Genomic DNA, 24,035 nt, shown 5'->3' with positions numbered 1-24,035 from the left:
TCCCGCACCCGGGGATCGGCCGTTCGCCGTCTAAGGGACCTGAGGAGCCCCGGCACGCACCTGCCGCCCGTGGACCCGGCCAACAGGCCGGGGAACGCCGAGAGTCACCCCGCCCTCGTGACGTGGCCGTCGTGCAGGGACTTCCGGATGCGGCGAACAGCCCACAGGACCGCCTGATGCCCCCCGGCACCCACAGAAGCGTTCAGGACGCCCATCACGGCCCCCATAAGCAAGGTCCAAATGGAGGTGGTCACACCTGTGACCGCACTTCGGGAAACGTTCACGGGCGGGTCCTTCACGGGGCCGCCCGTGAGCAAATTCAACGCTTCCTGCGCGAGGTGCCGAAGACCGTGCGGGTGATCTCGCGGCCGAGCGCGGTGCCCGCCGAGCGGGCGAACGACTTGAATGCCGTGGAGCCGAGGACACTCGCCACCACGCCCTCCGGTTTCGTGTGGTGTTCGGCGGGCTCACGCCGTACCTGCTGTTCCTCTTCGGGGTGCGGGTGGGGGGCGAGGCGGGTGGTCAGCATCTCGTAGGCCGACTCGCGGTCGACGGCCTCGCCGTATTTCGTGTTGAGGGGCGAGGCGGCGACGATGCGGCGCACGGTGTCAGGGGACGAGGGGCCCATGAGCGACTCCGGGGCGGCGAGGCGGGTCCAGGCGACGGGGGTGGGTGTGCCGCGTTCGGAGAGTACGGTGACCACGGCCTCGCCGATGCCGAGCCCGGTGAGCACCTCCTCAAGATCATACGGCGAAGCCGGGAACGTGGACACGGTCGCCTTAAGGGCCTTGGCGTCCTGCGGGGTGAAGGCGCGCAGGGCGTGCTGGACCCGGGCCCCGAGCTGGGCGAGCACGTCGGCTGGCACGTCCTTCGGGGTCTGGGTGACGAAGAAGACGCCGATGCCTTTGGAGCGGATGAGCCGCACGGTCTGCGTGATCGACTGGAGAAAGGCGCGTGAGGCGCCGGTGAAAAGCAGGTGGGCCTCGTCGAAGAAGAACACCAGAGCGGGCTTTTCGGGGTCGCCCACCTCAGGCAGCGCGCTGAACAGGTCGGCGAGCAGCCACATGAGGAACGTGGAGAACATCTCCGGGCGATCTTGGACGGCGGGCAACTCCAGGACCGACACCACGCCGCGCCCGTCGGGGGTCGTGCGCAGCAGGTCGAGGGTGTCGAACGCGGGTTCGCCGAAGAAGCGTTCGGCGCCCTGGGCCTCGAAGTTGGTGAGGGCCCGCAGCAGCACCCCCGCGGTCGCCTTGGACAGCCCGCCGACGCCTTTCAGGGCCTCCGGCGTGTCGACGAGATATTGGATCACGGCCCTGAGGTCCTTGAGGTCCAGCAGCGGCAATCCCTGGGAGTCGGCGAAGTGGAAGACGAGCCCGAGGGAGGATTCCTGGGTCTCGTTCAGGGCCAGCACCTTGGACAGCAGGGTGGGCCCGAAGTCGGTCATGGTGGCGCGGATCGGCACGCCGTCCCCGAGCCCGCCGAGGGAGTAGAACTCGACCGGGCAGGCGACGCCCTGCCAGGTCTGGCCGACCTCGGCGGCGCGGCCGCTCACCGTGTCGGACGGTGTGCCGGCGGTGGCCAGGCCGGTGAGGTCGCCTTTGACGTCGGCGAGGAAGACCGGGACCCCCTGATTGGAGAGTTGCTCCGCCATGAGCTGCAGGGTCTTGGTCTTGCCGGTGCCGGTCGCTCCGGCGACAAGGCCGTGCCGGTTGAGCATGCGCAGCGGGATGTGTATCTGCGCTTCCGGGCGGGTCTGCCCGTCCCAGTAGAGGGCCCCGAGGTCCAAGGTGGGCCCGTCGAACGCATATCCCTGCTCGACTTCTTCGATCACGATGTCCCCCGTCAACGTTTGGTGTAGCGCCCGCCGGGCGCAGGTGCTCTGCCGTACAACTCGGAGACCGTCACGAACGTGTAGCCCTTGGCGAGGAGGGTGTCGACCATCCGGGGCACGGCGGCGACCGTCGTCTTGTGGATGTCGTGCATGAGCACGATCGAGCCGGGCGGTGCCTTCGCCCCCCGCCGGTAGACGATCTCGGAGTCGCGGTCGCGCCAGTCGAGGGTGTCGACGTTCCAGAGGATCTGGGCGAGCCCGAGGCGGCGCATCTCGGCCGCTACGCGCTCGTCGGTCGCGCCATACGGCGGGCGCATGATCTGCATCCTGACTCCGACGGCGGCGCCGACGACCCGCTGGGTGCGGTCCATCTGCTCCCTGAGCGCGGTGCGGGAGACGGAGGTGAGGGCGGGGTGGTCCCAGGTGTGGTTGCCGAGCTCGTGGCCTTCGGCGACCATACGGCGCAGCGTGTGCGGGCCGTCCTCCACGATCATCCGCCCGACGACGAAGAAGGTGGCCTTGACCTGCCGGACGGCGAGATCGTCGAGGAGCCGGCGGGTGGCCTCCCCCGGGCCGTCATCGAAGGTGAGGGCCACACATTTAAGCATCGAGCAGTTGAGCATCCGGGGTCTGAAGGTCGCCCCGCGCGGCGGGGCGGGCCAGGCGGGCTGCATCGCGCGCAGCCTGCCCGCCAGGGCCATCGGATCGACGGCGGCCGGGACCGCCGGACGGGCCGCGGCGGCGGTCCGCCGGGGCAGGTGACCGACCAGCTGGCCGATTTGGAACGATCCAAAGCCACAACTGAGCGTGGTACAGCACATCAACCCGGCCAGCACCGCGAGCGGAACCCCTCGCACCCGCATGCTTCCCCCCGAAAGCCACGCGAGGGGTGCGAACAACTGCTACGGGTGGCCCTTGGTCACATCCCCCCGCAGCACGCTGACCAGGCCCTCCCACCAGGGTGGGACATCCGCCTGCAATTCGGCGTGGCGACGCGCCACGCGAATTGCACAACCACTCGGATCAGTACCCAGATGGCGCTGTTTCACCGCGCCCTCCTGCCAGCGGTAAAAACCATCACGGAACCTGACCACCAGCCCAAACCACACAGACAAGGTCATGGCGTCACCGATCTCGTAGGCGGAGACGACCCCCAATTCAGCCAGCTCCGCCAGGAGTTTCTCGATCGCGCCACACGAGTCGTTCATCCGGCCGGCCCTCGGGCGGTCCCGGCGACAACACGAACACATGAGGTAATCATGTGACTTCATGGTGTCATCATGGGGATTTTTTCAGCTATTGATCTGGCACATCCCGAGGTTCCGAGACAACCATCACAAACCTCATCGAGCCCTCGCCGTTGTTGGCATAACGGTGGGCCCGGTCGGCGGCGAAGAGGATCGCGCCGCCCTCCTCCACCACATGGCTCGCGCCCTGCACGGTGAGCGTCAGCTCCCCCTCGATGACCTGCAGCATCTCGCGCGTGCCGGCGGGATGCGCGTCGCCGTCATGGTGCTCCCCCGGCCCCAGCACCCAGTCCCACAACTCCAGGATGGCGGGCGCGTCCGTGCCGATCAGCATGCGCGCGGCCCCACCTTTGTCCCCCCGCCACAACGTCACCACGTCCGCCGGGCGCACGACCCGCACGGGCGGGGTATCGGCGACCTCGACGAGCCTGGCCACCGTGATGCCGAGCGCGTCGGCGATGCGCGCCAGCGTGTTGACGCTCGGATTGGTCCGCCCCTGCTCGACCTGGACCAGCATGCCCCGGCTCACGCTCGACCGCGCGGCGAGCTCGTCGAGCGTCATCCCCCGATGCAGGCGCTGACCTCTGACATTGCCGGCGATGGCGGCGGTGATCGTCTCATGGTCCGGCACGAGTGCAGTCTATTGCATTTAAAGTGCACTATGCTGCATCCACTAGATTGCACGATTAGTGCAACACAGTGGTCCGAGCGAAGGCGACAACCATGACAGCTGCCCTCTTGGCAATGATCTCCGCGGCGGTGTTCGGCATCGCCGACTTCCTGGGCGGTTTCGCCAGCCGGCGCGCGCGTGTGATGGCGGTCGTGGGACTCTCGCAGTTCGCCGGACTCCTGCTCGTCGCCGGCCTGCTCCCGGTCCTGCCCGGCGCGTTCGGCGCGGAGGCGCTCGTGTGGGGCATGACCGCGGGCCTCGCCGGTGCGGCCGGGCTCGTGCTCTTCTACTGGGCGCTGGCCAACGGCACGATGTCGGTCGTCGCCCCCGTCACCGCCAGCACCTCGGCCGCCGTGCCCGTCGTGTTCGGCCTGGCCACCGGCGAGCGGCCACAACCCCTCGCCCTCGCCGGGGTCGCCGTCGCACTCGTCGCGGTCGTGCTCGTGAGCCGTACGGCGGAAGCACCCAAAGCCGGGACCACCGCCAGGCCCGTGGTGGCAGCCTTCGTATCCGGCGCCGCTTTCGGCGGATTTTTCATCCTTCTCAGCCTGGCGCCCGACAACGCGGGCATGTGGCCCCTGGTCGGCGCCCGGCTGGCCTCCCTCACCCTCATCGTCACCCTGGCCCTCGCCACGCACCAGACTCTCAAGCCCGGCCCCGGCTCGTTGCCCTTCATCGTGGGCGCCGGAGTGCTCGACATGGCGGCCAACGTGCTCTACCTGCTCGCCGTCCAGAGCGGGGGGATGATCAGCCTCGTCGCCGTGCTCTCGTCGCTCTATCCCGTCGGCACCCTGCTGCTCGCACGCTACGTGCTGGGCGAACGCCTGGGCCCGGTGCAACTGGCGGGAGTCGGCTTCGCCCTCGGCGCCGCCGTACTCATCGCGGCGGGATGACCGGCCTGATCACCCGCCCCCGTTTCCCCGGCCGGGGGCCTGTGGAACGGTGCACGGACGAGGGGGTACGGCGCGCCCCGGCCCTCACGCGTTGTCTTGGGGTCGAGGGCTTGCTACGGTCTTGCCCGTGCAGCCCGATCGGGACGCCCGAGCAGGTGAGGCCTTCGCGCATATCGCCGTGCCCTACGCCTCGGAGGACGAGTCGCTGCGGGTGCTTCTACCCGCCGTCCAGAAAGCCATCAGTGCAGGTCACCGTGTCCTTCTGAGCACCGGCCCGCTGATCCGCGACCTGCTGGCCGCGGCCCTCGGCCCCGACATCTCACGCGTCGACCACCGGCCCGCGGACTCCTGGTATCTCCACCCCTATCGCACTTTGACCGCGACACACGACTACTCGCTGGGCCATCACGGGCACACCCTGCTGATCGGCGAGCCCATCTGGCCGGGACGGGACGAGCGGGAGACCCGCGAGTGGATCCGCTACGAATCGGTGGTCAACGCGCTGTTCAGCGGCGCGCAGGTCACCGCGATGTGCCTGTTCGACCGGCGCAGCACCCCGTTCCACGTGCTGGCGCAGGTGGCCCGCACCCACCCCAGCTACCTGACCGGGCAGTCGGTCCGGCACAGCACGGCCTATGTGCCGCCAGACCAGCTCAGGCTGCACGGCGACGAGACTCCGCTGACCGAGCCGCCCTCGCCGTCGGTCTCCGCGGAGTTCACCCCGGGCGATCTCGGCCGGCTCCGCCAGACCGTGACCGACTACGCCCTGCGCGCGGGCATGCCGCGCGACCAGGTCGTGTCATTGGTGCTCAGCGTGTCCGAGATCGCCGCGAACAGCGTCAAACACGGAGCAGGCCACGGCGTGCTCGCCATGTGGACCACCGGCCAGGAGCTGGTCTGCGAGATCGCCGACCCCGGTGGAGCGATCAACGCGCCGCTGCCCGGCTATCTGCCTCCCGAGCCGGAGTCCGACCGGGGCTACGGCCTGTGGATCAGCAGGCAGCTCTGCGACCTGGTCGAGATCCGCGAGCAGAACGGCTCGCTGCACGTCAGACTGCACATGAAGCTGGTCTGAAGACTGCATATGAAGCTCGTCCGACCCCGCCAGGACGCACGTGTGATCGGTCCAGCGTGGCGGCACCGTACAGAACCCACGCCCGGACATGCCGAAGGGCCCGCACCGGGTGGTACGGACCCTCCTGCTTAAGCGAATGTGGGGTCAGGCGGCCTGGCGCTGCTCGGGCAGGCGCACGAAGCCGAGGTCTCGGGCGTAGCTCTCCAGCATGGTCCGAAGCTGGCGGCGTCCGCGGTGGAGCCGCGACATGACCGTGCCGATGGGGGTGCCCATGCGGTCAGCGATCTCCTTGTAGGCGAAGCCCTCGACGTCGGCCAGGTAGACGGCCACACGGAAGTCCTCGGGCAGCGACCGCAGCGCGTCCATCACGACGCTGTCGGGAAGCTGCTCAAGCGCCTCGGTCTCGGCGGACTTGAGCCCGGTGGAGGTGTGGGACTCGGCGGCGGCGAGCTGCCAGTCCTCGATCTCTTCGGTCGCCGACAACCTCGGAGAGCGCTGCTTCTTGCGGTAGTCGTTGATGAAGTTGTTCGTGAGGATGCGGTGCAACCACGCCTTGAGGTTGGTGCCCTCACGGAACTGGTGGTAAGAGGTGAAGGCCTTCGCCACGGTCTCCTGGACCAGGTCCTCCGCATCGGCCGTGTTTCTGGTCAGCCGCATGGCGGAGGCGTAGAGCTGGCCGGTCACCGGAACGACATCACGCTCGAACCACGTCTGGCGCTGCTCTTCGGTCATCGAGATCATGCTCTCCCCCTCGTAATGATCCCCCCACTACCCATCAGGTCCGCAGGCAAGCCCCACCGTCGGACCTTCTGACGGCTTAGATCATCCTTGCAGTAGGCCCGTAAGGGTGCTGTTAAGAGTCCTGCCTGGTCAGGGGGCTCAACGGCATACGGCGGCATTCTCACGCCTGTAGCCGGACAAGTCTCATTATCGTAACACTCTTCACTCGATTCAAAGTAAAATGTGGCCAGAGTCACACATATGTGCCGAGAGCTACCGTGTACCCCATGGAATACGTCGACCGCCATGACCTCCGGGCGCGCACATGGGTCGCCGAGGCCATCCGCACCGTGGAAGCCGACGCCAACCGAAGCTGTGACACTCATCTACACGTCTTCCCGCTCCCCGTTCACTGGGGTGTGAACCTCTACCTTAAAGACGAGTCGGTCCACCCCACCGGTTCACTCAAACACCGCCTGGCCCGCTCCCTGTTCCTGTACGGCCTGGCCAACGGATGGATCGTTCCATCCACGACGATCGTCGAGGCGTCCAGCGGATCCACCGCCGTCAGCGAGGCCTACTTCGCCCGTCTCATCGGCCTGCCCTTCATCGCGGTCATGCCCGCCTCGACGTCCCCCGAGAAGATCGCCCTCATCGAGTTCTACGGCGGCAAGTGCCACCTCGTCGAGGACCCCACCGCCATCTACGAGGAGTCCCACCGGCTCGCCGCGGAGACCGGCGGCCACTTCATGGACCAGTTCACCTACGCAGAACGCGCCACGGACTGGCGGGGCAACAACAACATCGCCGAGAGCATCTTCAGCCAGATGGCGATGGAACCCGCCCCCGAGCCCACCTGGATAGTGGTCGGCGCGGGAACCGGCGGAACCTCCTCCACGATCGGGAGATACATCCGCTACCGCCGCTACAACACCCGGCTCGCCGTCGTCGACCCGGAGGGGTCGGCCTTCTACGACTCCTGGATCGCCGACGACGCCACCGTGACCGCCCCCGGCTCACGCATCGAGGGCATCGGCCGCCCCCGGGTCGAACCGTCCTTCCTTCCCCAGGTCATCGACCGGATGATCCGCGTGCCCGACGCCCTGTCGATCGCCGCCATGAGGTGGACACGCGAGATCACCGGCCGCGACGTCGGCGGCTCGACCGGGACCAACGTGGCGGCAGCCGTACACCTCATCAGGGAGATGCGCGCGGCGGGCGAAAGCGGCAGCGTCGTCACGCTGATCTGCGACGGCGGCGAACGCTACCGCGGCACCTACGCCGACGACGCCTGGCTCGCCGCACGCGGACTCGACCTCGCCCCGCATCTGGCCGACCTGAAGGCCTTTCTCACGGAGTGAGAGAGGCCCTGGTAGATCGTTCCCCGGACAGCCTTCAGCCACCCGTCCCCGGTCCTCGCCCATGCACGTTCGCCCGGATAGCGTGGATGACGCGGACCAATGCGGGTGGCTCACCGGCGGCACAGCCTCCGTCTTTCATCCGCGGGCGGCCGGGAAGGGGGAGGCGACATGCTTCAGGCCTCGGAGTTGCGCGACCGCTACCTGGCGGGGTTCAACGCCCACGATCTGGACACTTTGTTGCCCACTTTCAGCCCGAGGGGTGTGACCATCACGCCGGAGGGCCAGGCCGAGGGGCGCGAGCAACTGGCCTACTTCCTCACCGAGTTGTGGACGACCTTCCCCGATCTGCACGCCACGGTGTGGGAATCCATCGACCACACGGACACCACAGTCGACGAATATCAACTGGTGGGCACCCACAGAGGGCCCTACCCGCTGCCCGACGGCCGGATCATCCCGGCGACCGGCCGCCCCATCCGGGTGCGAGGCTGCTTTCTGTGCTCGATGGAAGACGGGTTCATCGTGAGCCTGCGCGTCTACTTCGATCAGCTGGAACTGCTGGCCCAGCTCGGCTGGTTCCCCTTTCCCTCCCCCGGGGAAGGCATCAACGCGGAAGAGGCCGGCGACTGACGACACCGGCCTCGCCCTGCGGCGCGTGAGGTCAGCGCTTGATCTGGAAGTCCGTGACGAACGTGGGCTTCCAGGCATCGGCGGCCTTCGCCGCCGTCTGCTTCCCGCCGCACAGGCCGGTCAGCACCACCTGCCCCAGCGCCCTGTCGATGGGATGCGGTTGCGGCACCCCGTTGCCGTCGAGCCGGTGCCACCGCTGTTGGTTGAACCCGACGCTGAACTGCCGCTCGCCGTCCGGCGTGGAGTAGACGAGGGTGCCCATGCCGAACGTCACCCCACTGTGAGCCCAGAACCGACCACACGGGGTGTTTTGCGCATAGATGCCGAGCCCGTAGTCGCCTAGCGGATTGCCGCCCTGGTCGTACCCCGGCACCGTGGTCAGCATCTCGCGCATCTCCGCCGGGCCCAGCACCATGCCGGTGAACAGGAGCCGGAAGAAGCGGTTGAGATCGTCCACGGTCGAGATCATGGATCCCGCCGTGCCAAGCCACGACATGTTGTAGACACTGAAGTCGCGCACGGGGGTGAGGAGCCCGTGGAAGTCGTCATATGCCTTGGAGTGCGGCCCCGCGATGTACGGCGTGCGCGGGAAATAGGTGTCCTTCAGCCCTGCCGGACGGATGACGTGGCGGGTGATGTAAGCCTCGGGATCAAGGCCGGTGACCCGCTTCAGGAGGATCCCGGCGAGGATGTAGTTGGTGTTGGAATAGAGGGAGATCTCCCCCGGCTGCCCCGTCGGCGGCGCCGCGAGCCCGAGGGCCACCAGCTCCTCGGGGCGGAAGGTGCGGAAGCGATTGTCCTCCACACTCTGCGCTGATCCCTCAAGGAACGACGGAAACGCCCAGAGGATGTAATCCCTGATCCCACTCGTGTGGTTGAGCAACATCCGCACGGTGATCTTGTCACCGCGCTCCCCCGGCACCAGATCGGCCACATAGCGGCTGATCGGCGCGTCTAGCTCGATCGTGCCCTGTTTGACCTGCTGAAGCACCGCGACCGCGACGAAGGTCTTGGTGAGGCTGGCCACTCTGTGCCTCATCCACGGCCGCACCGGCCGCCCGGTCTCCAGGTCGGCCACCCCTGCCGCACCCGACCACCGGTCGTGCCCGTCACGCGCCCCGGCGTAGACCCCTGGCATGCCCGCCTCGACCAACCCGTCGAGCGTACGGCGAAGCTCACGACGGTCGATCCCCGAAACCGCGGCCGAGGCCCCCTCGGAGGGCACCGGCTCCGCCAGCGCCGCGGTCGCGGGGGTCAGGGTGAACAGGGCGACGGCCACTCCGACACCTGCGGCCGTACGCCGGCGTCGAGAGGCACCTAAACCAGAAGACACCATTCAGTTCTCTCCTTAAGGGGAACGACGGAGCGATCCCGGCAGGAGCGGATCCAAGGTGCGGGAGCCGGTGAAGGAAGGTGTCCGGGAGGCAGGGCGACACATCCCCTCAGGGATCGCTTGCGGACTGCACCGGCCGACAGGTCCCTCGGCCTGCCGGCCGGAAGCCACCCCAGCGCTTCGCCTCTCTCGGCAAGATCGGGGCAGCAGACGAAGCATGACATCTCGCGCGCCGGACCTCCTCCCCAGTGAGGAGGAGATCGTCTACATCTCGCGAATGACCACGCCGACCTCATCCCGCGAAGAGCGGGGTCAGCGCTTGATCCGGAAGTCCGTGACAAACGTGGGCTTCCAGGCGTCGGCGCTCTTGGCCGCGGTCTGCTTCCCGCCACACAGACCGGTCAGCAGCACGTCGACGAGCGCTCCGTCGACGGGATGCGGCCGCGGCGCGCCGTTCTCGTCGGTCTCACTCCACCGCAGTCGGTTGATGCCAAGGCTGAACTGCCGCTTCCCGTCGAGGGTCGAGAAGGCGTAGGTGCCCATGCCCCAGACTCCCCCGCTGTGCAGCCAGAAACGGCCGCACGGCGTGTCCATGGCGTAGATGCCGAGCCCGTAGTCCCCCATCGGGGCGCCCCACTGGTCGTGCGCCGGCACCGTGGTCAGCATCTCGCGCATCTCCGCCGGGTCCAGCACCCTGCCGATGAACAGGAGCCGGAAGAAGTGGTTGAGATCGTCCACGGTCGAGATCATGGATCCCGCCGTGCCAAGCCACGACATATCGTAGACGCTGAAGTCACGTAGCTCCGGAAGCAGCCCATTGAAATGGTCATATGCCTTGGAATGCGGTCCGACGATGTACGGCGTGCGCGGGAAATAGGTGTTCTCCAGCCCGGCCGGGCGGATGACATTGCGGGTGATATAGCGCTCAGGTTCCTGGCCGGTGACTCTCTTCAGGAGGATTCCAGCGAGGACGTAGTTCGTGTTGGAGTAGACGGATTTCGCACCCGGTTCACCCGTGGGCGGCTCGGCGAGCCCGAAGGCGACCAGTTCCTCGGGGCGGAAGGTGCGGAAACGATTGTCCTCCAGGCTCTGCAGCGACCCCTGACGAACCGATGGGAACGCTCCGAGGATGTGGTCGTTGATGCCACTCGTGTGATTGAGCAACATCCGCACGGTGATCTTCTGCCCCCGCTCCCCCGGCACCAGGTCTGCCATATAGCGGCCGATCGGCGCGTCCAGCTCGATCGTGCCCTTCTTGACCTGCTGAAGCACCGCCACCGCGACGAACGTCTTGGTGACACTGCCGACGCGGTGCCGCATCCACGGCTGCACGGGCCGCCCGGTGTCCAGGTCGGCCACCCCCGCCGCGCCCGCCCAGCGATCGCGGCCGTCGCGGACGGCCGTGTACACCCCGGGCATGCCCGCGGCGATCAGATCACCAAGCGCACGCTGGAGCCCCTGCCGATCGATCGCAGCGGCCGAGTCCACGGGACGCGGCCCGGCCATGGCGGCCCCGGGGGTCGCCACAAGTAGGGTGGCTGCCATTCCAAGCCCCGGAATCACCCGCAAACATGCGCGGGCATGCCGAATAGAACGCACCATGCTTGATTTCTCCTTCAGGGGGAACGACATCGCGATCCTCTTGCGGGATTTATCCGGAGTCAACCGTTGAAAAGGATTCGCGAGCCACCTGTTTGTTTCGAAAGCTTTATGACTACCCCGGTACGGTGTTCCATTCATAGCCGTAATCGCATGTGAGGCGGAACCGCGGCACCGCCCGTTCAAGCACCATCGGGTTCGCCGAGAGGGTTACCGTGGCTTACGCCGTACATCGCCCGGTGTCGCCCGGCTCAGGTCGTGGACCGCCGCCTGGCCGACATCAGGGCCTCGCTCACGACGCCGGCCGCCGGGCTGGCCGGGGAGTCGGGGCCGGCCAAGGCCAGGACGCGGCGCGGGGCGTCCCTGCGGATCGCGACCAGCGGCAGGGCCGCGTGCTCGGCGACCGACCGGGGCAGGATCGCGATGCCGACCCCCGCCTGCACCAGCTCCACCAGCAGCGGCACCTGCCCCACATCCGCGACGACGTCACGGGCGACACCCGCGGCGCGTGCCGCCGCGTCCGTCGTCTCCCGCAGGGCCGTGCCCTTCAGGAACTCCACCCACACCTCGCCGGACAACTCCGCGAGGTCGATCGTCGCGCGGCCGGCCAGCGGATGGAACGGCGGGGTGACCACCACGAGGTCCTCGCTGTGCAGCAGGCGCAGGCGCACCCCCTCGGGGACGGCCTCCCGCATGGGCACGACGGCGAGATCGAGCCTGCCCTTGGCCACATCGGACAACAAGGCGTCCGGATAGCCCTGGCGCAGGTGCAGGGTGAGGCCGGGATGCCGATCGCGGACCTCCATGAGGGCGCCGGAGATGTCGAGGCCCTCCAGGCTCTGGATGAGCCCGATGCGCACCGCGCCGGCGAGCAGGCCGCCGACGGCGGTCACGGCGTTGCGGGCGTCGCGCGCCGCCGCGAGCAGCCCGCGGGCGGCGGTGAGGAAGACGCGGCCCGCCTCGGTGAGCCCCACGGCGCGGCTGCTGCGGTGGAACAACGACGCGTCGAGGTCGCGCTCAAGAGCGCGGATGGAGGCCGACACCGCCGACTGGCTGAGGTTCAGCCGCCGCGCGGCGCGGGAGAAGTTGAGCTCCTCGGCCACGGCGATGAAGTGCTCTATCTGCCGCAGTTCCATCTATCGAATATATCGATTGCTGCCTGCAAAACGTTCTGTTGGACCTAGGACAGGAGAAGGGCGACGATGAGAGGAAACGTGGCCGGGACCTGGGCATTCGTTCGGATGTTCGTCGATCGCGGGCTTATGCCGTACCGGTCCTATCAACCTGATCGATGTAAGGCGGAGGTGCGGGTCTTGCCCTCGACCCCAGACCGGATTCTCGTCAACGGACTCATCACCACACTCGCCGACGGCGGTGACCTCCCTGCCGAGGTCAGCGCGCTGGCGATCCGCGACGGCGTGATCACCGCCGTCGGCACCGACGAGGAGGTGCGCGCGCTCGCCGACGACTCCACCGAGGTCGTGGACCTAGGCGGGCGCAGGGTCGTCCCCGGCCTCATCGACTCGCACGTGCACTTCGTCCGCGCCGGGCTCACCTGGAACGACGAGCTGCGCTGGGAGGACGTCTACGAGCTGTCCACCGCGCTTTCGACCATCGAGGAGGCGGCCAGGAACCAGCCGGAGGGCACCTGGATCAGGGTCATCGGCGGCTGGGACGAGAAGCAGTTCACCGACGGCGGGCGCGGCCCCACCAGGGAGGACCTCGACCGCGTCGCCCCCAACCACCCGGTGTACGTGCAGATGCAATATGCCTGGGTGCAGCTCAACACGCTCGCCATGACCACCATGGGTATCGACGACGAGCTGGTGGCCGGGCTCACGCAGGGCACCTTCGAGCGGGACGAGACCGGCGCGCTCACCGGGCGCGGCTCCGGCCGGCTCCTCATGCCGTGGTTCTACAAGCAGCTTCCCGCTCCCACCTTCGAGGAGCAGGTCGCCTCCACCGCCGCTGTGTCGAGGGAGTTCGCCCGGCTCGGCATGACCGGGTGCATCGACGGCGGCGGCTACAACACCGGGCCCGACGTCTACGGCCCCGTCTATGAGGCGTGGCGGCGCGGCGAGCTGGTCACCCGGGTGCGGCTCTACCAGCACCCCTCGGCTCCCGGCATGGAGGACGAGGAGATCGCGGGCTACGCGCGCTACCTGGAGCCGGGCTTCGGCGACGACCTGCTGCGCGTGTCGGGCATCGGCGAGGTGATCCTCTACCGCAGCCACGACGGCATCGCCGAACCGGGCGACACCTCCGACGACGCCATGGACCACCACGAGCGCCTGCTGGCGCCGCTCGCCGCCAAGGGCTGGAGCGTGCAGATCCACGCCCACCAGCGGGGCTACATCGACCGGCTGCTCGACCTGTGGGAGCGCATCGACAAGGTGCACCCCATCCGCGACCTGCGCTGGACCCTCGTGCACGCCGAGCCGGTCGGCAAGCAGCACATCGAGCGGCTGAAGGCTCTCGGGGCCGGGCTCATGCTTCAGAGCCTGCTGCGCCTGAACGGCGAGAAGGCCATCGCCACGTGGGGCGCCGAGCGTGTCGCCGAGTCGCCGGTGCTGCGGGCCCTGCACGATGCGGAGGTGCCGATCGGGCTGGGGTCGGACGCGATGCGGGTGGCGTCGTACAACCCGTTCACCAGCATGCAGTGGTTCCTCACCGGGCTGACGGTGTCGGGCACCCCGACGCTCTCCAAGGAGAACCTGCTGAGCAGGGAGGAGGCGCTGCGCGGCTACACGGTCGGCAGCGCGTGGTGCACGTTCGAGGAGGACGTCCGCGGCAGGCTGCTGCCCGGTTATCAGGCCGACGTGGCCGTGTTGTCCAAGGACTTCTTCACCGTGCCGGTCGAGGAGATCCACACGATCACCTCGGAGCTGACGCTCCTCGGCGGTCGCACGGTCTGGAGCAGCGGCGCCGTCGCCTGAAGCAGCCCGCCGCCGGCACAACTGAATACGCCACGGCGCCGTCCGACCGGGCGGCGCCGCCCCGACCCCTGTTCCGCCACTGGACCACACCTCCTGATCTCCAAGGAACCACATGGGATCTGTCCATGCATTTCACGGAGGGTCGCGGCGCGGCCTGTTCACTCTTCTCACCCTCACCGGCGTCCTGGCCCTCGGCGCGTGCAGCTCTCAGCTGAACGCGACCGGGGCGACCGGCGGGGGTGGGGGCAAGGACCTCACCTTCGCCGTAGCAGCCGAGCCTGGACAACTGGACCCGACGCTGGCCAACACCTTCACCTCGGCCGCGATCTTCGACTCGATCTGCGAACAGCTCTACGCGGTGTCCCCCGAGGCCACCATGGTTCCCAGGCTCGCCACCGGTGAGCCGGAGTTCAGCGCGGACTACAAGACCGTCACGATCAAACTGCGGCAGGACGCGAAGTTCGCCGACGGCACGCCGTTCAACGCCGAAGCGGTCAAGGTCTCGCTCGACCGGCACATGAACCTCCCGAGTTCCCAGCGCAAGACCGAACTCGCGGCGCTGGACAGCGTGGAGGTCGCCGACGAGCACACCGTGCGCCTCAAGATGAAGCAGCCCATCTCGCCCGGCGCCTTCAGCGTTCTGCTCACCGACAGGGCCGGCATCATCATGTCGCCGACGGCGCTGAAATCGGCCGGGGACAACTTCGGGAACAACCCCGTCTGCGTCGGTCCCTTTAAATACGCCGAGCGCGCCTCGCAGAACTACGTCAAGGTCGTCAAGGACCCGAACTATTACGACGCCGCCAAAGTTCAGCTCGACAGCGTGACCTACCAGATCATTCCCGACTCGACGATCCGGGTGACGAATCTGCGCTCCGGCGACATCGACGTCATCGAGCGAATCCCCACCACGGATATCGACAGTCTGGACGGCAAGAACGGCACCAAGGTCGTCAAGACCGAGGGCATCGGGTTCATCAGCCTGGAGATCAACATCGGCAACTCCGACGGCGTCGGCAAACCCGGCAAGGTCGACGGCCCCCTGGCCACGGACGCCCGGGTCCGCAAAGCCTTCGAGCTGAGCATCGACCGCGAGGCGCTCAACAAGGTCGTCTACACCGGCCGCTATGCCGTGGCATGCGGTTTCGTCGCACCGTCGTCCACCCTGGCAAGCGAGGCCGCCACCGCCTGCCCGCCGCACGACCCGGAGAAGGCGCGCGCCCTGCTGAAGGAAGCGGGCGTGACCACGCCGCTGAAGGTGTCGATAGTCCTGAACAACACCCCCGAGTTCGGCCGCATCGCCCAGGCGCTCAAGTCGATGGTCGCAGAAGGTGGTTTCGACCTCCAGATCAACGCGCAGGAGTCGACCGCCGCGCTCGCCGCCGCGAGTGCCGGCGACTTCACCCTTTACATAAACTCCTGGTCGGGACGCATCGACCCGGACGCCAACATCACCCGCTTCGCGGCGACCGGCAGCCCGTCCAACTTCGGCAATTACTCAAGCGAGAAGGCCGACAAGCTCCTGACCTCGGCCCGGTCGGAGCCCGAGCCCGGCAAGCGGCGTGAACTTTACGGGGAGCTGAGCTCGACGCTCGCTGAGGACGTGGCGATGATCTTCTTGATCCGTCCGTCCTTCTACGCCGGAATGCGCGAGTCGGTGGAGGGCATCACCGCCCAGCCCAACGGCATCGTCGACTTCCGCGCCGCCCGCTTCACGCGCTGAGCCCGGGCGAACACCGTGGTCCGCCTCCTCGCCCGTGTGGGCAACGCCCTGTTCACCCTGCTCATCGCGATCGCCGTGGTCTTCCTCGGCGTGAGAGCCCTGCCCGGTGACCCCGCGGTCGCCCTCCTCGGTGAGGAGGGCGACCCCACCGCCCTTGAGACGGTGCGGGAGCAGTACGGCCTCGACCAACCGGTCATCGTGCAGTTCGTGAAGTATCTCCAGCAGATCGTCACCGGCAACCTCGGCGAATCGGTGCGCACAGGCCTGCCGGTCACCGACGTCATCGCCGGTGCCATCCCGGTCACCCTGGAGCTGACCGCGGTATCCATGCTGGTCGCCATCACGATCGGCGTCACCGCCGGGGTGATCGCGGCCTTGCACCGGGGCAGGCTCGCCGGATGGCTGGTCAGCGTCGCCGCGCTGATCGGCCTCTCGGTGCCCGCTTTCTGGCTCGGGCTCATGGCGATCCTCCTGTTCGCCATCACGATCCCGATCCTCCCGGCGTCCGGGTTCGTGCCCATCGACATCGACCCCGTGGCCCATGTCGCCCACCTGGTGATGCCGTCGCTGGTCCTGGGCTCCGCCTTCGCCGCCGTGATCATGCGCCAGACCCGGGCCGCGATGCTGGAGGCGCTCACCACCGACTATGTGCGTACGGCGACGGCCAAGGGCTTGAGCAGGCGCCAGGTCGTCGTCAAGCACGCCCTGCGCAACAGCCTCATCGTCGTGGTGACGATCGTGGGTCTCCAACTCGGCGCACTGATCGCGGGGGCGGTCGTCACCGAGCAGGTGTTCGTCATCCCGGGCTTCGGCAAACTCATGATCGACGCGGTCGCCACGCGCGACTACCCGCTCATCCAAGGGGTCGTCCTGATCACAGCTACCGCCTATATCGTCATCAACCTCTTGACCGACCTGCTGTACACGGTCGTCGATCCGAGAGTGCGCGTCACCACCGGCGGTGCGGCGTGACCAGCCCCGAGCTTGCCGCGACCCCGCAGGCCCGCTTCTCGCTGATCCGCAACCGCGCTGCCGTGACCTCGATGCTGGTCGTGGCCGGCATCGTGGGCGTGGCCGTACTCGCTCCGCTCATCGCCCCCTACGACCCCGAGGCCACCGGCTTCGACTCCGCCCTGCTCGCCCCGAGCGGGCAGCACCTCCTCGGCACCGACGACCTCGGGCGCGATGTGCTGTCCCGCACGATCTACGGCTTGCGGGCCTCCGTCCAGATCGGATTGTTCGCCGTGCTGGCCGCCACGGCCCTCGGTGTCGTGCTCGGCCTGCTCGCCGGCTACTACCGGCGGGTCGACATGGTCGTCTCCCGGGTGGTCGACGTGACCCTCGCCTTCCCCCACCTGGTGACCGCGGTCGGCCTGGCCGCCATCCTCGGGGCCTCCGGGGTCAACGCGGCGATCGCCATCGCCATCTCGCAGCTACCGGGCATGGTGCGGGTCCTGCGCGGTGAGACGCTGCGTCTGCGTGAGATGGACTACGTCGCGGCGGCCGCCGTCAGCGGGGCCCGCGACAGCCGCATCCTGTTCATGCACATCCTGCCCAACTCGGCGAGCGCGCTGCTCGTCCAGATCAGCGTCTCGATACCGGCCGCCATCATGAGCGAAGCGATGTTGTCCTTTCTCGGGGTGGGCGTCCAGCCGCCTGCGCCGTCGCTGGGCGTGATGCTCTCAAGCGGCCAGTCCTTCCTCCAGGTCGCCTGGTGGATGCCGGTCTTTCCCGGCATCGCCATCGTCTTGATCACACTCGCGTTCAACCTCGTCGGGGACGCCCTGCGCGACGCGCTGGACCCCCGGTCGGTGACCCGGTGAACGCTCAAAGGAGGACCGGCGTGAAGCTGCTGGACGTCCGCGACCTCACCGTGAGCTTCCCCACCAAGAAGGGCCCCGTACTAGCCGTCGACGGGCTCACCTACCACGTGGAACCCGGCGAGATCATCTCTCTGGTCGGCGAATCCGGCTGCGGCAAGAGCGTCGGCATCCTGTCCCTCCTCGGCCTCCAAGGACCGAGCGCGCGGCTTTCCGGGTCAGCCCTCTTCGACGGCCGCGAGTTGCTGCACGCCTCGGAGAAGCATCTGTCCACCATCCGCGGCAAGCAGGTGGCCTGTGTCTTCCAGGACCCGATGAGCTCACTCAACCCCGTGCTCACCGTGGGAAAACAGGTGGCGGAGGTCCTGCGCAGACATCGGGGCCTGTCGGCCGCACAGGCCAAGAAGCAGGTGATCAATCTGCTGGAGCGGGTCGGCATCCCCGCCCCGGCGCAACGCTACGCGAACTATCCGCATGAGATGTCCGGGGGCATGCGGCAGCGCGTCATGATCGCGATGGCCGTCGCCTGCGAACCGCGCCTGCTCATCGCCGACGAGCCGACCACCGCGCTGGACGTGACCATCCAGGCGGGAATCCTGGAGCTGCTCAAGGAGTTGCGTGACGAGACCGGCATGGCCGTCCTGCTCGTCACCCACGACCTGGGTGTGGTCGCCGACATCGCCGACCGGGTCATCGTCATGTATGCCGGGCGCAAGGTCGAGGAAGCCGAGGTCAGGGCGCTGTTCGCCGACCCCCGCCACCAATACACCAGGCGGCTGCTCGACGCGATCCCGCGGCGCGGCGGCGGAGGCGACCCCGGCCGCAGGCTCTCCGGCATCCCCGGCACGGTGCCGACACTGCACGAATCCCCGGCGGCGTGCTCCTTCGCCGGGCGGTGCGTCGTCGCCTCCGAGCAATGCCATACGGCGAAGCCACCCTTCACCGAGTCGGCTCCCGGCCAGGCCGCCGCGTGCTGGCACCCGGGCGCACAGACCGGCCACGCCGCGACGGGAGCCCTGAAATGAAGAACGCCCTGAACGGAACCTCGCCCGCCTCGACCGACGCACCCGCCCTCGCGGTCACCGGGCTGACCAAGCACTTCAAGACGGCTGCGGGAACCGTACGCGCGGTGGACGACGTGACCTTCTCCATCGGCAAGGGCGAGATCGTCGGGCTGGTCGGGGAGTCCGGCAGCGGCAAGTCGACGGTCGGCAGATGCGTGGTGATGCTGAGCCCGCCCACCGCGGGCAGCGTCGTCGTCGACGGTGTGGAGATCTCCGGGTTGCGGCGGGGTGGCGTCAGGAGGCTCCGCACCGGATTCACCATGATCTTCCAGGATCCGGCCACCTCGCTGAATCCCCGGATGCAGGTGAGCGACATCGTCGCCGAACCTTTGGTCATCCATCGCAAAGGGCGTCCCGGAGAGCGCGACCGGCGTGTGCGGGAACTCCTCGACCTGGTGGGACTGCCTCACATGACGGCGGCGCGTTTCCCGCATGAGTTGTCCGGCGGACAGCGGCAGCGCGTCAGCATCGCGCGTGCGCTGATCGCGTCTCCCGCGCTGGTCGTCGCCGACGAGCCGACCTCCGCGCTCGATGTGTCCATCCAGGCGTCGATCTTGAACCTCATCAAGGACCTCCAGCGCGACCTGGGGTTCGCGTGCCTGTTCATCAGCCACGATCTGGCCGCCGTCGAATACGTCGCCGACCGCGTCATGGTGATGTACCTCGGGCGCGTGGTCGAGACGATCGACTCGGCGGGCCTGAACGAGCGGGCCGCTCATCCGTATACGCGGGCGCTGGTGTCCGCCGCGCCGGTCCCCGATCCTGACGAGCAGCGGAGCAGGACACGCATCACCCTGTCGGGCGACATCCCGAGCCCGTTGGCGCCGCCTCCCGGCTGCCACTTCCATCTGCGCTGCCCGGTGGCGATGGATGTCTGCCGCGACCGGGCTCCGGAGCTCCTGCCCGGCTCGGGAGCCGGGCACACGGTGGCGTGCCACCGTGTGCACTGACGGACCGCACTGATCGTCTGGACTGATCAGGACTTGGCCGGATCCACCTTGAAGATCTTGGCGATGTCGTCGAGCATCAAGTGCGCCCCCTGGAGGCCGACGGCGGTCATCCAGGTGGTGTCGCTGACGGTGTGCTTGGCGCCCTTGAGCTTGCCCCACAGCGGGTTGGCGGTGAACCTCTCCATCGCCGCGTCCTTGCCGCTGCCGTCCGGCGAATAGGTGGAGACGAAGATGTGGTCGGCGTCGAGGTCGAGGATGCGCTCCTCGCTGATGTCGACGTTGATGGTCTCTGTGGTGGTCGGCTGCCCCTCCGGCCGAGGGAAGCCGACGTCCTTGAGCACGATGCCCGAGTAGGAGTTCTCCACGTATAGGCGCGCGGTGGGTTCGCCGGCGAAGCGTGTGATGGAGATGGTGGGAAGCCTGCCGTCGTTCGCGGCCTTGACGGACTCCCCGATGGTGGTGGCGCGCGTCTCGAACTTCTTGATCACGTCGTCGGCGAGCTGCTCCTTGCCGAGCGCCTGCCCGACGAGGCACATGTTGTCCTTCCAGACCGCGCCGGTGGTCTCACTGAAGACCGTGGGCGCGATCTGCGACAACTTCGCGTACAACGCCTCATGGCGGACCTTCGCCGACACGATCAGGTCCGGCTTGAGGGAGATGATCTTTTCGAGGCTGGGGCTCTCCAGCGCGCCGAGGGTGATCGCGTTCTTGGCGTTGTCGAGCACGGGGGCGAGGTAGTCGGGGAGCTTGTCGCTCATCGAGCGATACTCAGTGAAGCCGACCAGCTCGGCGTCCAGGCTGAGCACGGCGTCGACGAAGCTCTGGTCCAGGGCGACGATTCGCTTCGGCTGGGCTGGGAGCGTGGTCTCGCCCATGGCGTGTTTCACGGTCTTCGGATAGGCCGCGCCGTTCGCCGCGGGAGCCCCGCTTTGAGTGGCCGACGCAGAGGTGTCCGTCGTGGAGTTCGAGCCGCAGGCGACGGCTCCCAAGGCGAGTACGGCTCCCGCCACGCCCATGGCCAAGGCGCGTAGCGCTCTCATCGGCAAAGTTCCCTTCAGCAAAGGCAAGGCTAACCTCATTAAGATTAGCCATACCTAAGTGTCATAATCCTGTAGGCCCCCCAAAGCACGACACACAAGGCAATCCGGACAGGAGCCACGAAAGGAGCGCGGGTGAGTACAGCGGCAGCCGTCGCGCATCCCCCGGCGAAAGAGCGGCTCCGCGCCATCCGGCGACGCAGAACCCTCACACTCGGCGCCCTCCTCGCGGCCCTCGTCACGGCGGTGGTGCTCAGCATCGCCGTCGGTGCCAACCCCGTCGGCCCCGCCGGCGTATGGCAGGCCCTGACCGCGCCGACCGGCAGCGAGAGCGACATCGTCATCCGCTCCCTGCGGGTGCCGCGCACGGCCCTCGGCGTCGTCGCGGGCATCGCGCTCGGCGTGGCCGGCGCCCTCATGCAGGGCCACACGCGCAACCCGCTGGCCGACCCTGGCCTCCTCGGCGTCACCCAGGGCGCGGCGTTCGCCATGGTGGCGAGCATCCTGCTGCTCAACGTGACCGGGATGTCCACCACCATCCTGTTCGGCCTCGCCGGAGCGCTGCTCGCCAGCGTCGGCGCCTTCGCCCTCGGCACGGCGGGCGGCAGAGGCGGGTCCAGCCCGGTCACGCTGGCCCTCGCCGGCACCGCCGTCAGCGCGTTCCTGTACGCCCTCACCTCCGCCCTGGTCCTCCTCGACGAGCAGGCCATGAACGTGTTCCGCTTCTGGCAGGCGGGCTCGATCGAAGGGCGCGGCGAGGCGGTCGTGTGGCAGGTGCTCCCCTTCGTGGCCGCAGGACTCGTGCTCGCCTTCGCCAACGCGCCCGGCCTCAACACCCTCTCCCTCGGTGAGGACGTCGCCCGCTCCCTCGGCCAGAACATCGCCCTCACCCGCGCGGTCGGCATCGCCGCGATCACGCTGCTCACCGCGGCCGCCGTGGCCGCCGCCGGGGCGGTCGCCTTTGTCGGGCTGATGGTCCCGCACATGATCCGGCCACTCGCGGGACCGGACAACCGGTGGCTTCTGCCGTACTCCGGGCTCCTGGGGGCGATCATGATGCTGGTCGCGGACGTGGTCGGCAGGGTGGTGGCCCTGCCGGGCGAGCTGGAGGTCGGCGTGGTGCTCGCCCTCCTCGGCGCGCCGTTCTTCGTGGCCCTCGTGCGCAGAAGGAAGCCGGTGCGCCTGTGAACGTCAAGACCACCCCGCGGATCACCGCCGACAGACCCCTGCGGGTCCGCGGCGCCTCCTGGCTCGTGCGGCCCCGGGGGCTGCTCATGGCCGTCACGGGCACAGTGGCGCTGCTCACCCTGATGGCGCTCAATATGCGCATGGGCGACATCCCCATGACACTGGCCGAGGTCGTCGCCGCCACGATCGGCGACACCGCCCACTCCTTCGTCGTCATGGAACTCCGCCTCCCCCGCGCCCTCACCGGCGCGCTCGTCGGCGCCGCCCTCGCGGTGTCGGGCGCTATCACCCAGGCCATCGCCCGCAACCCGCTCGCGAGCCCCGACGTCCTCGGCGTCACCCAGGGCGCGAGCGTCACCGTCGTCGCCGTCATCGTCTTCACCGGAGCGACGTACGGCGGAGCCAGCGGAACCCTCGCCCTCGTCGGCCTGCCGGCGATCGCCCTGCTCGGCGGGTTCGCCGGCGCGGTGGTCGTCTACGCCCTGGCCTGGCGGCGCGGACTGTCCGGGCACCGGCTCGTGCTGGTGGGCATCGGCATCTCCGCGGTGTTCACCAACCTCAAGTACTGGCTGCTGACCGTGGGCGACGTCAACGACAGCAGCCGGGCGATGGTGTGGATCAGCGGTTCCCTTCACGCGCGAGGCTGGGAGCACGTGTGGCCCGTCTTGTCGGCTCTCGCCGTACTCGTGCCCGCCGCGCTGCTCGGCACCCGCACGCTCAACGCACTGCGCTTCGGGGACGACACCGTCACCGGGCTCGGCATGCGGATGAACCGGGCGCGAGGCGTGCTGCTGCTCATCGCGGTCCTCCTCGCCGCCGTCGCCACCGCCTCGGCGGGCCCGGTCGCCTTCGTCGCGCTCGCCGCGCCGCAGATCGCCCTGCGCCTCGTCCGCACCGCCCAGCCGCCCCTCATCGTGTCGGCCTTCGTCGGCGCCGTCCTGACCGTCGCGGCCGATCTTCTCGCCCGCTCACTGTTCAGCCCGACCGAACTACCCGTAGGCGTCGTCACAGCGGTGCTCGGCGCGCCCTACCTCATTTATCTGCTCATCCGTATCCGCCGGGAACGACGCACCTGAGTGCGTACTCAAGCGAAGGAACATCACATGAGACTCCAGGCCGTCGACGTCAAACTCGGATACGGTGACCGCACGATCGTCAACGGGCTCGACCTCGGCATCGAGGCAGGCACCGTCACCACCATCATCGGCCCCAACGGCTGCGGCAAATCCACACTGCTGCGCGCCCTCGGCCGCCTCCTCAAGCCCATGGGCGGGCAGGTCCTGCTCGACGGCAAGCGCATCGAGCAGATCGCCACCAAGGAGGTCGCCAAGATCCTCGGCATCCTCCCGCAGGCGCCCACCGCCCCCGAGGGGCTCACCGTGGCCGATCTCGTCGCCCGAGGCCGCCACCCGCACCAGAGCTGGTATCGCCAGTGGTCCGCCGACGACGAGGGCGCCGTCGCCGAGGCCCTCGACATGACCGGCCTGCTCGACCTCGCCGAACGCCCCCTCGACGAACTCTCCGGCGGCCAGCGCCAGCGCGCCTGGATCTCCATGGCCCTCGCTCAGGGCACCGACCTGCTCCTGCTCGACGAGCCCACGACCTTCCTCGACCTGGCCCACCAGGTGGAGGTGCTGGAGCTTGTACGGCGGCTGCACGGTCAGGCCGGGCGCACCATCGTGATGGTGCTCCACGATCTCAACCTCGCCGCCCGCTACGCCGACCGCCTCGTCGCCATGCGCGACGGCCGCGTGGTCGCGGCCGGCACCCCGCACGAGGTGCTCACCGAGGAGCTCCTCCTGGCCGTCTTCGACCTCGACGCCAAGGTCATCCCCTGCCCGGTGTCGGGCACCCCGATGGTCGTCCCGATCGGCACCCGCCACACCCCGCAGGCGGGCGTCACCCCCAAGGAGGTCGCCGTCGGCTGACGGCGCCCGCGCCCCGCCGCCGGGGAC

22 protein-coding genes are annotated in these 24,035 nt (G+C 68.5%); 13 read left to right on the top strand and 9 right to left on the bottom strand.

The features are described 5' to 3' along the window. Positions 1–319: 319 nt before the first annotated feature. From Ssi02_RS14415 to Ssi02_RS14400, 4 genes are all read right to left on the bottom strand, one after another. Positions 320–1,834: a helicase HerA-like domain-containing protein gene (locus Ssi02_RS14415; RefSeq protein WP_239128906.1), complete on the bottom strand. Its 1,515-nt coding sequence runs from the start codon at positions 1,832–1,834 to the stop codon at positions 320–322. An 11-nt stretch (positions 1,835–1,845) separates the two neighbouring features. Then, a complete protein-coding gene (locus Ssi02_RS14410) occupies positions 1,846–2,691 on the bottom strand; it encodes a polysaccharide deacetylase family protein (protein ID WP_373870136.1) in 846 nt (281 codons plus the stop codon). A 45-nt stretch (positions 2,692–2,736) separates the two neighbouring features. After that, on the bottom strand, positions 2,737–3,042 hold the full coding sequence (locus tag Ssi02_RS14405; RefSeq protein ID WP_204025726.1) for a hypothetical protein: 306 nt from the start codon (positions 3,040–3,042) through the stop codon (positions 2,737–2,739). A gap of 88 nt (positions 3,043–3,130) precedes the next feature. Then, a complete protein-coding gene (locus Ssi02_RS14400) occupies positions 3,131–3,712 on the bottom strand; it encodes a helix-turn-helix domain-containing protein (RefSeq protein WP_204025725.1) in 582 nt (193 codons plus the stop codon). A 92-nt stretch (positions 3,713–3,804) separates the two neighbouring features. On the opposite strand from Ssi02_RS14400, the gene Ssi02_RS14395 reads away from it, so the two are divergent. Further along, entirely contained in the window at positions 3,805–4,644 is an 840-nt protein-coding gene (locus Ssi02_RS14395; RefSeq protein WP_204025724.1) for a DMT family transporter, read from the top strand. A 127-nt stretch (positions 4,645–4,771) separates the two neighbouring features. Then, positions 4,772–5,719, top strand: a complete 948-nt coding sequence (locus tag Ssi02_RS14390) for an anti-sigma factor RsbA family regulatory protein (protein WP_204025723.1) — start codon at positions 4,772–4,774, stop codon at positions 5,717–5,719. A gap of 144 nt (positions 5,720–5,863) precedes the next feature. Here the strand turns inward: Ssi02_RS14390 and Ssi02_RS14385 are convergent, their stop codons facing one another. Continuing rightward, a complete protein-coding gene (locus tag Ssi02_RS14385) occupies positions 5,864–6,460 on the bottom strand; it encodes a sigma-70 family RNA polymerase sigma factor (RefSeq protein WP_204025722.1) in 597 nt (198 codons plus the stop codon). A gap of 266 nt (positions 6,461–6,726) precedes the next feature. On the opposite strand from Ssi02_RS14385, the gene cds1 reads away from it, so the two are divergent. Then, the gene (cds1, locus tag Ssi02_RS14380) at positions 6,727–7,800 is read left to right on the top strand and encodes an L-cysteine desulfhydrase Cds1 (RefSeq protein WP_204025721.1); all 1,074 of its coding nucleotides are present in this window, start codon (positions 6,727–6,729) and stop codon (positions 7,798–7,800) included. 168 nt (positions 7,801–7,968) lie between these two features. Then, positions 7,969–8,430 (top strand): ester cyclase, encoded by a 462-nt coding sequence (locus tag Ssi02_RS14375; protein WP_204025720.1) that lies wholly within the window; start codon positions 7,969–7,971, stop codon positions 8,428–8,430. Positions 8,431–8,461: 31 nt separating this feature from the next. Here Ssi02_RS14375 and Ssi02_RS14370 read toward each other — a convergent pair whose 3' ends face one another. The 3 genes from Ssi02_RS14370 to Ssi02_RS14360 form a co-directional block, all read right to left on the bottom strand. Continuing rightward, positions 8,462–9,709, bottom strand: coding sequence for a serine hydrolase domain-containing protein (locus Ssi02_RS14370; RefSeq protein WP_239128905.1), 1,248 nt, complete (start codon positions 9,707–9,709; stop codon positions 8,462–8,464). Between the two features lie 366 nt (positions 9,710–10,075). Next, on the bottom strand, positions 10,076–11,308 hold the full coding sequence (locus Ssi02_RS14365; protein ID WP_239128904.1) for a serine hydrolase domain-containing protein: 1,233 nt from the start codon (positions 11,306–11,308) through the stop codon (positions 10,076–10,078). 305 nt (positions 11,309–11,613) lie between these two features. Next, the gene (locus Ssi02_RS14360; RefSeq protein ID WP_204025715.1) at positions 11,614–12,498 is read right to left on the bottom strand and encodes a LysR family transcriptional regulator; all 885 of its coding nucleotides are present in this window, start codon (positions 12,496–12,498) and stop codon (positions 11,614–11,616) included. Positions 12,499–12,675: 177 nt separating this feature from the next. Between Ssi02_RS14360 and Ssi02_RS14355 the strand changes: the two genes are divergently transcribed. The 6 genes from Ssi02_RS14355 to Ssi02_RS14330 all read left to right on the top strand — a co-directional run bounded on the left by Ssi02_RS14355 (position 12,676) and on the right by Ssi02_RS14330 (position 19,855). Further along, positions 12,676–14,298, top strand: coding sequence for an amidohydrolase (locus Ssi02_RS14355; protein WP_204025713.1), 1,623 nt, complete (start codon positions 12,676–12,678; stop codon positions 14,296–14,298). A 112-nt stretch (positions 14,299–14,410) separates the two neighbouring features. Then, positions 14,411–16,021 (top strand): ABC transporter substrate-binding protein, encoded by a 1,611-nt coding sequence (locus tag Ssi02_RS14350; protein WP_204025711.1) that lies wholly within the window; start codon positions 14,411–14,413, stop codon positions 16,019–16,021. A gap of 15 nt (positions 16,022–16,036) precedes the next feature. Further along, a complete protein-coding gene (locus Ssi02_RS14345) occupies positions 16,037–16,993 on the top strand; it encodes an ABC transporter permease (protein WP_204025709.1) in 957 nt (318 codons plus the stop codon). Then, positions 16,990–17,844, top strand: a complete 855-nt coding sequence (locus tag Ssi02_RS14340) for an ABC transporter permease (RefSeq protein WP_204025707.1) — start codon at positions 16,990–16,992, stop codon at positions 17,842–17,844. The genes Ssi02_RS14345 and Ssi02_RS14340 overlap by 4 nt, the downstream gene beginning before the upstream one ends. Positions 17,845–17,864: 20 nt before the next feature. After that, positions 17,865–18,866, top strand: a complete 1,002-nt coding sequence (locus Ssi02_RS14335; RefSeq protein ID WP_204025705.1) for an ABC transporter ATP-binding protein — start codon at positions 17,865–17,867, stop codon at positions 18,864–18,866. Further along, a complete protein-coding gene (locus Ssi02_RS14330) occupies positions 18,863–19,855 on the top strand; it encodes an ABC transporter ATP-binding protein (RefSeq protein ID WP_204025703.1) in 993 nt (330 codons plus the stop codon). The genes Ssi02_RS14335 and Ssi02_RS14330 overlap by 4 nt, the downstream gene beginning before the upstream one ends. A 26-nt stretch (positions 19,856–19,881) precedes the next feature. Here the strand turns inward: Ssi02_RS14330 and Ssi02_RS14325 are convergent, their stop codons facing one another. Continuing rightward, positions 19,882–20,895: an ABC transporter substrate-binding protein gene (locus Ssi02_RS14325; protein ID WP_204025701.1), complete on the bottom strand. Its 1,014-nt coding sequence runs from the start codon at positions 20,893–20,895 to the stop codon at positions 19,882–19,884. Positions 20,896–21,027: 132 nt separating this feature from the next. On the opposite strand from Ssi02_RS14325, the gene Ssi02_RS14320 reads away from it, so the two are divergent. Genes Ssi02_RS14320 through Ssi02_RS14310 form a run of 3 tightly spaced genes read left to right on the top strand, consistent with a single transcriptional unit; the run spans position 21,028 to position 24,008 of the window. After that, positions 21,028–22,080, top strand: a complete 1,053-nt coding sequence (locus tag Ssi02_RS14320) for a FecCD family ABC transporter permease (protein WP_204025699.1) — start codon at positions 21,028–21,030, stop codon at positions 22,078–22,080. Beyond that, positions 22,077–23,156, top strand: a complete 1,080-nt coding sequence (locus Ssi02_RS14315; protein WP_239128903.1) for a FecCD family ABC transporter permease — start codon at positions 22,077–22,079, stop codon at positions 23,154–23,156. The genes Ssi02_RS14320 and Ssi02_RS14315 overlap by 4 nt, the downstream gene beginning before the upstream one ends. Positions 23,157–23,183: 27 nt before the next feature. After that, the gene (locus Ssi02_RS14310) at positions 23,184–24,008 is read left to right on the top strand and encodes an ABC transporter ATP-binding protein (protein ID WP_204025697.1); all 825 of its coding nucleotides are present in this window, start codon (positions 23,184–23,186) and stop codon (positions 24,006–24,008) included. The last annotated feature ends 27 nt before the right edge of the window (positions 24,009–24,035 follow it).

The organism is Sinosporangium siamense, assembly GCF_016863435.1.
Classification (GTDB): domain Bacteria; phylum Actinomycetota; class Actinomycetes; order Streptosporangiales; family Streptosporangiaceae; genus Sinosporangium; species Sinosporangium siamense.
This window is presented reverse-complemented; position numbering and strand designations above follow the sequence as displayed.